At 52.3% G+C, this 10919-nt stretch carries 9 protein-coding genes and 2 pseudogenes; 6 read left to right on the top strand and 5 right to left on the bottom strand.

What is annotated here, in order from left to right:
- The 4 genes and pseudogenes from PHH59_RS16645 to PHH59_RS16630 form a co-directional block, all read right to left on the bottom strand.
- Positions 1-106, bottom strand: a pseudogene (locus PHH59_RS16645) (IS481 family transposase); the annotation flags it as partial.
- A 461-nt stretch (positions 107-567) separates the two neighbouring features.
- Positions 568-822 (bottom strand): hypothetical protein, encoded by a 255-nt coding sequence (locus PHH59_RS16640; RefSeq protein ID WP_300018906.1) that lies wholly within the window; start codon positions 820-822, stop codon positions 568-570.
- A complete protein-coding gene (locus tag PHH59_RS16635; protein ID WP_300018903.1) occupies positions 819-1019 on the bottom strand; it encodes a hypothetical protein in 201 nt (66 codons plus the stop codon). Before PHH59_RS16635 ends, PHH59_RS16640 begins: the two co-directional genes overlap by 4 nt.
- 211 nt (positions 1020-1230) lie before the next feature.
- Positions 1231-1752 (bottom strand): hypothetical protein, encoded by a 522-nt coding sequence (locus PHH59_RS16630; RefSeq protein WP_300018900.1) that lies wholly within the window; start codon positions 1750-1752, stop codon positions 1231-1233.
- Between the two features lie 546 nt (positions 1753-2298).
- Here PHH59_RS16630 and PHH59_RS16625 point away from each other — a divergent pair.
- Positions 2299-2951: pseudogene (locus PHH59_RS16625) on the top strand (DDE-type integrase/transposase/recombinase); the annotation flags it as partial.
- A 38-nt stretch (positions 2952-2989) separates the two neighbouring features.
- Here PHH59_RS16625 and PHH59_RS16620 read toward each other — a convergent pair.
- Positions 2990-3325, bottom strand: a complete 336-nt coding sequence (locus PHH59_RS16620) for a helix-turn-helix domain-containing protein (RefSeq protein ID WP_300018897.1) — start codon at positions 3323-3325, stop codon at positions 2990-2992.
- 118 nt (positions 3326-3443) lie between these two features.
- Between PHH59_RS16620 and PHH59_RS16615 the strand changes: the two genes are divergently transcribed.
- The 5 genes from PHH59_RS16615 to PHH59_RS16595 all read left to right on the top strand — a co-directional run bounded on the left by PHH59_RS16615 (position 3444) and on the right by PHH59_RS16595 (position 10054).
- Entirely contained in the window at positions 3444-3638 is a 195-nt protein-coding gene (locus PHH59_RS16615; protein ID WP_366145481.1) for an SDR family NAD(P)-dependent oxidoreductase, read from the top strand.
- Between the two features lie 143 nt (positions 3639-3781).
- A complete protein-coding gene (locus tag PHH59_RS16610; RefSeq protein WP_366145482.1) occupies positions 3782-4090 on the top strand; it encodes a DUF1993 domain-containing protein in 309 nt (102 codons plus the stop codon).
- Positions 4091-4294: 204 nt separating this feature from the next.
- Positions 4295-5494, top strand: a complete 1200-nt coding sequence (locus PHH59_RS16605) for an efflux RND transporter periplasmic adaptor subunit (protein WP_300018891.1) — start codon at positions 4295-4297, stop codon at positions 5492-5494.
- The gene (locus PHH59_RS16600) at positions 5491-8655 is read left to right on the top strand and encodes a multidrug efflux RND transporter permease subunit (RefSeq protein WP_300018888.1); all 3165 of its coding nucleotides are present in this window, start codon (positions 5491-5493) and stop codon (positions 8653-8655) included. The genes PHH59_RS16605 and PHH59_RS16600 overlap by 4 nt, the downstream gene beginning before the upstream one ends.
- A gap of 1 nt (position 8656) precedes the next feature.
- The gene (locus PHH59_RS16595; RefSeq protein ID WP_300018885.1) at positions 8657-10054 is read left to right on the top strand and encodes an efflux transporter outer membrane subunit; all 1398 of its coding nucleotides are present in this window, start codon (positions 8657-8659) and stop codon (positions 10052-10054) included.
- Positions 10055-10919: the final 865 nt, after the last annotated feature.

Genomic DNA, 10919 nt, shown 5'->3' with positions numbered 1-10919 from the left:
TGATGCCGTAATGCTTGGCTAGCTTTGCGAGGCTCCCTTCAGCGTTTTGTATTTTTTCTCGGACGGCGTGCGTGGTCGTGGCTGTTCCGTGTAGTAGTTGCCCCATAGCTTTTGCTCCTTGAGTTTAACCATTTAAATGCGGGACTAAACACATAATTGCTCCGATTTCAATGATTTTAATGATTTTAATGATTTTAATGATTTTAATGATTTTAATGATTTTACTAAAATCGGACTTTAGCACTGATGCCAATGCCTAGCAAACCGAAAAGTTAAGGTCATTAGTGTATCGAGTTTGAAAGAACAAACCAGACTAATAAAGAAAACGAAATTGCACCATGATTGCCCAACGTTACGGTAAGGGGCGCGCCACTAACGAAAGCGAACGAAGCCACCGAACCTTGATAAAAAACCGAACTTCAAAACCACCAACGGGCAGCGCGTCCCTTTGACTGACTTGTTGGGCTTAACGAATACTACAGGGGCTGAATAATTACCAAAAATACAAACTACAGTTTCCAGCCAGCACTAGCAGATAAAAGCCAACGCATATTTCAACGAACCTCATTAACGAAGTAATTTGTCGTATTCTGCATGAGTACCAATCCAAACCCAAAGAAAGCCCTCTTCAATTGGTGTGGCGACCGCTCGATAATGCGAACCGACACGGGCAGACCAAACTTTTCCAACTTTTTTGAATTGCAATGATGGGTGAGAAGAATCGGCTTTTAACAGTTGAAAGTTTTTGTCAGCAAGACTACGAATATCCGTTGGGAGAAGCTCGTAGCAACTCCAGAAACTGGATGCTGTTTTGTGTTTCAAATATCCCTCGATTTTCCGGCTTGATGCTCCGCTAAAGCGGCGTTAATAAGAAAATCCAGCTTTCCGTTATTTGAATCTGCTTCGATTTGCTTGTCCCACCGAGCGTGGTCGAATTCAATAAACCAATCACGGAGTTTGGCAAACGAAACGTTATCTAACTCTGCAATTTGTTTTTCAATAGTTTCTACAGTCATCATGAACTACACTCACAAAAATAAATTGTGTGGAAATTATAACGCCCAATAGTTGTTTGACGATTCTTTATTAAGCCTAAGGATTATGATTTCGCGTTATCCGCCACTAACGTAGATAAATCGAAACTGACAGGCCCTGTCTTGGACTGCCCAACGTTACGGTAAGGGGGCTGCCCGCCCGATGGCCTACGGCAAAGCCGCCTACCTGTGAAAACTAAAAACTTCGCCAGCCGGAACGGCGGGCAGTCCCTTTGACTGGCTTGTTGGGCATTGAAGGCGACGTATTTTGCCCCGCACCGCAAAAGCCCACCGTACCGCAGTGCCGCACAACGCGAAAAACACCAAGCCCGCCAAGACTGGCAACAACCGACTGCAACCAGCCGGAAACCGCCGCCACAACGGGCAAGAAAACCGCCCTGCCACGCAAAACGGATGGCAACCCCGCAAAGCCGACAGGCACAAAACCAAAAACCCACTTCGCCCGCTTGGGAGCGGCGACGCAAAAGCCAGACCCGACAGGCCGAAAGTGAAGGCGAAAAACCCAACAGGGCGACCGCAAGGCAAAGGCCAAGCCTGGATTCCGCCCCAAACCCCAGCCAAACAAACCGCCAGAAGCCAGGGAAACGACCCCGCCACCGATACCGGACAACAGCACCCCCAGCACAAGCCACAACCCCGACAACAGGGACGGAAACGGCAGTGCCAACAACCCGCAGAATGCAGAGATGACGCTCAACCCAACCCGCAGCGGAACCCAGCAAAGCCAACCGGCAACCTCAAAAACACCCGCAGCCTACAAACCCGACAAACAAAAAGCCAATACACCCGAACCCAAACTGCCCAACGTTCAAGGTAACCGGCGCTGCGCGGCTTCATCGCGTAGTTGTATAGTTCCGTGCGATCATATACCCATCCGTAGCTGGCCGTTGTTCCGGGCAAAAGCGTATTTACAAGAACATTATCAAACTGCTAAACAGGAAACAAGCACATGGGCCACCACATCCATTCCCAAGCAAGGACAACGCCCGTCATCCGCCAAGAAATCAAGGATTCGGCACTGTCAGGCCGGAAACTGGCGGAGCGGTATCACATTAGCCGTAGCACGGCGAGGAAATGGCAACAGCGCGAAGACACCGAAGACCGTTCACATCGCGCCCATACCCTCTGGGGCACAAGTGGCATCTCCAAGCTGAAAGACGTCCTGCCGCCCGTGGAAGACGACGACTGCATGGATGCAGGAGGTAGGGCAACGCAGGGAGCGGTTGCCGAGGCCGCACAGCCGCGTAAAACGTTTAAGGATTATGAGCCTGGCTACCTGCATTTATGCCCTATGGGTACATCGACATCAAATACCTGCCCCAAATGCCTGACGGGGACAGCCGCCGCTACCGCCTCAAAGCCATTGACCGCGCCACCCGCCGGGTGTTTCTTGCCGTTTACGAGGAGCAGACCTGCGCCAGTAGCGTCGATTTCCTCAAGCGCGTTGTTCGAGCCGCGCCCATGAAAATCGTCAAGCTGCCCACTGACAATGGCACCCAGTTCACCGACCGTTTCACCAGCAAAGGCAAGCAGCCTACGGGGCAGCACCGTTTCGACCAAGCTTGTGACAAGCTAGGCATTGAGCATCGTTTAAGCCCGCCCAGACATCCGCAAACCAACGGCATACCCTCTGGGGCACAAGTGGTGGAGCGTTTTAATGGACGGATCAGCGAATTGCTCAAGCAAACCCGGTTTAGCTCCGCCGAGGAATTGGAGAAGACCTTGCTCAGCTACCTGGTTATCTATAATCATCATATTCCACAACGCGCCATCAACCATCAAACACCCATGCAAGCCGTCCAAAAATGGCAAGAAGATAAGCCTGAGTTGTTTGTTAAAAAGGTTTATGACCAGGCGGGACTTGATACATTATTTATCATGTTGACAAATCTATGATCATTCGGGGTGCAGGACGGTCAATCAGCGTTTCCTTGCTACACGGCTTGTTGTTGTTTTGCGTAAGCCTCAATGATTGCCAAAATCATAGCGCCAAACCGTTCTTTCAACTCGGCGCAACGTGTTGAGTTGATAAGTTCGACCCCCTTGCGTTCGCTACGGATTAGCCCTGCTTCCCGTAAGACACGGAAATGTTGGGATAGCGTCGACTTAGGCAAAGTCCGTTTTTGGATGGTCGCAAAAGCGGAACAGTTCTTGGCGCATTCCGCAACGGCAAGGTTGATGTAGATTTCTAGGCGCACAGGATCGGAAAACGCATGCAAGATGCCTTCGACGGTGATTTCTTCTACGGGGGGATGGTACAGGGTTCTCATGGTTAAAAGCATACCACATTTGACAACCCCCTTTCATGGTTCTAAAATTCGGAACTAATGAATTTATAAATTCATTAGGGCAGCCAACCTTATTTTTCATATTGAATGGGGCATTTTTATGGGCAAACTTTCTGGAAAAATCGCCATCGTTACCGGTGGCAACAGCGGTATTGGCTTGGCAACGGCCAAATTATTTGCTGGCGAAGATGCCAGCGTCATCATCACCGGGCGCAGGCAGGCGGAATTGGATGCCGCCGTTGGAAATCGGCGGCAATGCGCTGGGCATCCAAGGCGATGTCGCCAACTTGGCTGACCTTGACATCGCCACGGATATTGCCAAAGGGTGTGCCGCACGGCTGATATGAAGATAGAGACTGTGAAAGTATTCAGTTTTGGAGTAAAAAAACATGTTTTTTACTCGACTTACTAATAAAAATCAATTAGTTACAATATGGCATTCGGGAAATTTTTGAATACTTTCACTGTCTCGATAGCGAAACCACGTTTGCTGAATTGCAGGCGCGTCTTGCCAAGACGCTTGCCTTTTTGCAAAGTGTCGGCGAAACCGACCTTAACGGTAGCGAAAACAGGACGGTCACGCTAAAATTGCGCGACCATGAAATCCGCTTATTAGGGCAACCGTATCTGCTGGATTTTGTGCTGCCCAATTTTTATTTCCACATCACCACGGCATACGCCATCCTGCGGCATAACGGGGTGGAGATAGGCAAAGCGGATTTTATCGGCGAATTAATAACTTATTGAATAAGCTTTGCCCCAATAACCTGCCGATAGGGAGATTGGCATCTATAAAATCCACTGGTTGTGAATTATTTAACGCTTTGCTCTGTCTTGCTTGGGCGCAGCGAAAAACAGGTTTTTTCGCTACGCTATCACCGCAATGATTTTAATCCCAGACCGCAACCACTCAATCAACGTTTGCCTTATGTCCAAAGGAGCCACATCGGTATGAATGTACAACCGCTTTCCGCCCCGCCATTCCGAAAACTTAGCTTTTCTTATTGGTTTATCAGTTTAACCATTAGCCTTGTATGGTTGGCTGGTTGCGGAAAAAACGAAACCCCGACTGCTGTCGCTACGCCTCCTAAACCCGCCATCGTTGCCAGTCAACCGTTACAACATGAGATTGTCGAATGGGACGAATACACCGGACGTTTGCAAGCGGTCGAAGCGGTGGATATTCGGGCGCGGGTGTCGGGTTATTTGCAACAGATTGGTTTTAAAGACGGCGGCAAAGTCAAAAAAGGCGATTTGCTGTTTGTGGTTGACCCAAGACCGTACATGGCGCAATTGCATCAGGCCAAAGCCGAACTGGACCGGGCCACCTCGCGTTTGGAATTGGCGCAAAACGATGTGCAACGGGCGCAACGGCTACAAAAAGAGCAGGCCATTTCCGAAGAAGAATACGACACGCGCAGCAAAAACGTAGTGCAGGCTTCCGCCTCGGTGGACGCTGCCAACGCCGCTGTCGAATTGGCGCAACTGAATGTCGATTTCACGCATATCCGCGCACCGATTGCCGGACGGATTTCCCGTAAACTCATCACCGAAGGCAATCTGGTCAGTGCCGATGCGACGGTGTTGGCGACTATTGTGTCGATTGATCCCATCCATGTTTACATCGATGCCGACGAACGCTCGGTGCTTAAATACCGCCGCCTGAATATTGAGGGCAAACGCAAAAGCACGCACGATTCTAAAATTCCCTTGGAAATGGCGTTAATTGATGAAAATAGCTATTTACACCAAGGTTATATTGATTACGTTGACCCTGAAATTAATCCGGCGACTGGCACCATCCGCGCCCGTGGCGTATTTGCCAACCCCGATGATTTTCTGGGGCCGGGCATGTTCGCGCGGGTGCGCATACCCGGTAGCGGCAAATATCAGGCTTTGTTGATTAGCGACCGCGCCATTGCCGTGGATCAGGGCAAGCAGTTCGTCATGGTGGTCAATAAGGACAACCACGCCGAATACCGGCCCATCCAAACAGGGCGCAGCCATGAAGGCTTGCGTATTATTACCGCCGGTCTGACGGTTGACGATTGGGTCATCACCAACGGCCTGCAATTTGTCCGTCCGGGTGTGGAAGTGCAGGCCACCCACGCACTGATGCAAGCCGAACTGGCGGCGGGGGTGGTACAGTGAATTTCGCCTTCTTTTTTATAGACCGCCCGCGTTTTGCCATTGTCTTGTCGATAGTGATTGTCCTGGTCGGCGGCATTGCCATGTTCGGCTTGCCCATCGCCCAATACCCCGAAGTCACGCCACCGACGATTTTAGTGTCCGCCAGTTATCCTGGCGCAAATCCCAAGGTGATTGCCGAAGCCGTTGCCGCCCCTATCGAGCAGCAAGTCAACGGCGTGGAAAATATGATGTACATGTCGTCGCAATCGACCAGCGACGGGCAAATGCAACTGACCATCACCTTCCAAATTGGCACCAATCTGGATATCGCGCAAATGCAGGTGCAAAACCGCGTTGCCAACGCCCTGCCCAAATTGCCGGAAGATGTCCGCCGTTTGGGTGTGACCACCAAAAAATCGTCGCCGGATATTCTGCTGGTCGTCCATTTGACGTCCCCTAACCAGCGTTACGACCAGTTATATTTGTCCAACTACGCTTTGCTGAATATCAGCGACCCATTGCTGCGTCTGCCTGGTGTCGGCGATGTCAGAACCCGTGGTGCGGGCGATTACAGTATGCGCGTCTGGCTAGACCCGACCCAAATTGCCGCCCGCAATTTGACCGCCAGTGATGTGGTGCGGGCTATCCGCGAGCAAAACGTGCAAGTGGCGGCGGGTGTCGTCGGTCAGCCGCCCTTGGATAAGGCGGTCGATTTCCAGTTGAATATCAACACGATGGGTCGGTTGACCAGTATTGAAGAATTCGGCAACATCATCGTCAAATACGGCGAAGACGGCAGTTTGTTGCGCTTGCGTGATGTTGCGCGTATTGAACTGGGCGCGGAACGCTATTCCTTGCGCAGCCAATTGAACAACCATGACGCAGTGGCGATGCCCATTTCGCTACGCCCAGGCGCCAATGCTTTGGAAACCGCGCATCAGGTTAAAGCGTTGATGCAAAAATTGAAAACCCGCTTCCCCGAAGGCGTGGAGTACCAAATCGTTTACGACACCACTATCTTTGTCGAACAATCGCTGGAAGCGGTCAAGCATACGTTTGCCGAAGCCCTGTTGCTGGTGGTGTTGGTGGTGCTGGTGTTTTTGCAAAGCTGGCGGGCGGCGATTATCCCACTGTTGGCGGTTCCCGTGTCTATCGTCGGCACTTTTGCGGTGATGGCGATGATGGGCTTTTCGTTGAACAATCTCTCGCTGTTCGGATTGATCTTGGCGATTGGCATTGTCGTTGATGACGCCATTGTGGTGGTGGAAAACGTCGAACGCAATATTGCCCTGGGATTAAATCCCAAAGATGCCGCACGCCAGGCCATGCGCGAAGTGACCGGGCCGATTATCGCCATCTCCGTGGTATTGGCGGCGGTGTTTATCCCCTCGGCGTTTGTGGCCGGCATTAACGGGCAGTTTTACAAACAATTCGCCTTGACCATTGCCGCCTCGACGCTGATTTCGGCGTTCAACTCCCTCACGTTAAGCCCGGCTTTGGCGGCGATGTTATTGAAGCCGCATCACGACAAAGGCGACAGGTTGACGCGACTGATCAATGCCGCGTTCGGTTGGTTTTTCAAACTGTTCAACCGTGGTTTTGCCGCCAGTTCTTCCGGTTATGCGGCGGTGGTGAAACGTTTGATGCGGCTGACGGCCTTGGTCGCGTTGGTTTATGTCGGCTTGCTGGCGTTTACCGGTTACGAATTTAACAAAGTGCCGTCCGGCTTTATTCCGCTGCAAGACAAAGGTTATCTGATCGTGTTTGCACAATTGCCGGAAGCGGCCTCGTTAGAACGCACCACCGCCGTTATCCGCAAAGCGTCGGAAATGATCCTCGCCCAACCGGGTGTGAAGGCGGCGGTAGGCTTTCCTGGTTTTTCGGTGGTCAGCGGCGCGAACACGCCCAATGCCGGAACGATTTTCGTACCCTTAAAACCTTTTGAGGAACGCGTCGCCAATGGCTGGTCGGCACAAAAATTATTAGCGGAATTGCAGCCGAAAATGAAAGGCATTAAAGAAGCTTTTATCGGCGTGTTCCCGCCACCGCCGATTTTGGGTTTGGGCAGTTTGGGCGGTTTTAAAATGCAAATCCAAGACCGTGGCAATGAGGGTTTTGACCAGCTCGATAATGCCGTACAAGCGGTGTTGCAGCAAGGTCGGCAAAATCCGCATCTGGCCGGGCTATTCACCAGCTTTCAGAATAATGTCCCGCAACTTTATGCCGACATTGACCGCGTTAAAGCGAAGTCGCAAGGCATCCCGCTGACGGAAATATTTGAAACCATGCAGACTTATTTGGGTTCGCTGTACGTCAATGACTTAAACCTGTTCGGGCGGACTTTCCAAGTGACCGCGCAAGCCGATAGCGAATTTCGCCGCGAACCGGAAGACATAGGAAGGCTAAAAACCCGCAACGCCCAAGGTGAAATGGTGCCTTTGGAAGCCTTGGTGGCTATGCGTAAAATCAGCGGCCCGGATCGGGTCGTGCATTACAATATGTATCCGGCGGCGGAAATCAACGGCGCGGCGGCCCCCGGTTTTAGCTCCGGCCAAGCCGTGGCGTTGATGGAAGCGTTGGCGCACAAAAGCTTGCCGCTTTCGATGGATTTTGAATGGACGGAACTGACTTTCCAACAAATCCAAGCGGGCGATACCGCCCTGTATGTGTTCGCCTTCTCCAGCTTATTGGTGTTTTTGGTGTTGGTGGCCTTGTATGAAAGCTGGATTTTGCCATTGGCGATTGTCTTAATCGTGCCAATGACCTTGATGTGCGCCTTGGGCGGAGTCTGGTTGCGCGGCACTGACAACAATATCTTCACGCAAATCGCCCTGCTGGTATTGGTGGGTTTGGCTTGTAAAAACGCGATTCTGATTGTCGAATTCGCCAAAGAACGCCACGATGCGGGCATTGACCGCTTTACCGCCGCGCTGGAAGCCTGCCAATTGCGGTTTAGGCCGATATTGATGACCTCGTTTGCTTTTATTATGGGGGTATTGCCGTTGCTGTTCGCCACCGGTGCGGGTTCGGAAATGCGCCAGGCTTTGGGTACGCCAGTCTTCTACGGCATGTTGGGCGTCACCCTGTTCGGCTTATTGTTCACCCCCTTGTTTTATGTGGCCTTGCAAGGCATTGCCGAGCGCAATAAAGCCCTTACCACGGCTACCAGCGAGGAGGCTTAATATGCGCCAGCGACAATTAGCCTGTTTCAGTGTTTGCCTGGCACTGTCTGCCTGCGCGGTCGGCCCGGATTATCAAGCGCCGCAAACGTCTGCGCCCAAGCAATTCGCCAATGCCGCCACTGATACTATGACCGCCAACAGCACCGAAATCCGCTGGTGGGAAAAGTTTGCCGATAAAACCCTAAATACTTTGGTGGCTGACGGCTTACGCGCCAATCCCGACTTGCGCATCGCCACCGCCAATTTACGCGAGGCACGGGCGGCGCGGCAATTAAGCCAGTTTGATTTCTACCCGACGGTGACGCTGTCCGCTTCGGAAAAATCGTTGCAACGCAGTAAAGGCATCTTCGGCTCGGCCACCAATCCTGGCGGTTTCGATTTGCTCAACACCGGTTTCGATGCGACTTGGGAGTTGGATTTTTTCGGGCGCATCCGCCGTTCTGTCGAAAGCCAAACCGCCGAGATGGAATCGTTCGATGCCCAACGCCGCGATGCCATCGTCAGTTTAGTCTCTGAATTGGCGCGGAATTATTTTGAACTGCGCGGCACACAGCACCAGTTGTCCGTCGCCCGCAAAAATGCCGGCAATCAGGCGGCAACGCTCAAATATACCCAAGCCAGGCTGAGCGGCGGACAAGGCACGGCACTCGACACCGCCCGCGCCGAAGAGCAATGGAATTCGACTCTGGCGATTATTCCGCCCTTGGAAGCCAGCATTCGCCATGCCATCCACCGCTTATCGGTATTGGTCGGCAAAACCCCGGAACAGTTGTACGGTAGACTGGAGGCTAACGCCCCATTACCGCAAGCACCGAAAATCATCGGCATCGGCGATCCCGCCAAGTTGCTGCAACGCCGCCCTGATGTCCGCGTCGCCGAACGCGGCCTTGCCGCCGCCACCGCGCAAATCGGCGTCGCCACGGCGGATTTGTTCCCGCGCGTCAGTTTTGTCGGCAATATCGCTTTGGAAGCGCGTAGTTTCGCAGGGCTAGGCGCCAGCGGCGGCGACACCTATTCATTCGGGCCGTCTATCCGTTGGGCGGCGTTTGATTTAGGCCGTGTCTACACGCGCATAAAAGCCGCCGATGCCCATGCCGAAGGCCAGTTAGCCTTATACGAAAAAACCGTGTTGGGCGCGTTGGAAGAAACCGAAAACGCCCTGCTGGAATACGGCAAGCTGCAACAACGCCGCGAGTATTTCCGCGCCGCCGTCGTTGCCGGCGAAAAAGCCGCCTATTTGGCGCGGCTGCGTTATCAAGATGGCGTTGCCGATTTTCTCGCCGTACTCGATGCCGAACGCCGCCTGTTGGAAACCCAGGACCGATTGGCACAAACCGAAACTGACACAGCCACCGCTTTGATCTCAGTCTATAAAGCGTTAGGTGGCGGCTGGGAATGAGATGCGGATGCCCGTCCGCCATTGGCGAAATAATAGATAACAAATTGAATTTTAGAAGTTAAATTTAACACTTGGCGCAGGTTGATGTTGATTGATGCAGCAACGCCGTGACCAGCCGTTTTTGTTTATCAGCGGATGTTACGCAGACCTTTTTGCATTGTTGAATAAAGAAATATTGAGTCGCTATCGCGACGGATTATTTAATCGGGTTCTCGCACCCGAAAGCGAGATACACTGCAAAATCCATCCGTGGATTTTGCCCTTCGGGTTGGCACCAAATCCGCTCCCGGCGGATTTGTCTTTTGCGCCGCCTCGGCACACCGCTACGCTGCTCTGTCCATAGACCCCCTTGAGAGGCGTTGCCCTACCTCTGTCCATAGACCACCCTTGTGGTGGCATCCAAATCGAAAAGAAAGTATCCAAAGAAAAGGCGGCCCATTGCCGCTGATGTCTTGCGCTCCTCGCACTTGTGCCCCGAAGGTATTTGTCGGGGGGGGCAAATGGGATACAAACTACGTTACTGCCTAACGTCAGCGCGTAGGGCGCATTAGCGATAGCGTAATGCGCCGGATGATTGAAATCCAACATGCGGTGCAATACGGCTATCGCCTATTGCACCCTACGGATTGCGCCTTACCGCGTTGAACTAACTTTTGCAGTGTGGGCAGTAGCAGGTACAAAAAACAGAATCATTTAACCAATACCCAACAACCGCCACGCCCTCAAACACTATACTTGCCCACCACATGCGGATACTGCAAACTACCCACTAGCGCCGGGGAGGTTGTAACCGGCGACAAGTCAGGGGCGTCTATAGATGTCCAATACACCCGCGTCCCGCCGGTCGAGTCAAAGCCCGACATAT

Source organism: Methylovulum sp. (genome assembly GCF_028687615.1).
Taxonomy (GTDB): Bacteria; Pseudomonadota; Gammaproteobacteria; order Methylococcales; family Methylomonadaceae; genus Methylovulum.
This window is presented reverse-complemented; position numbering and strand designations above follow the sequence as displayed.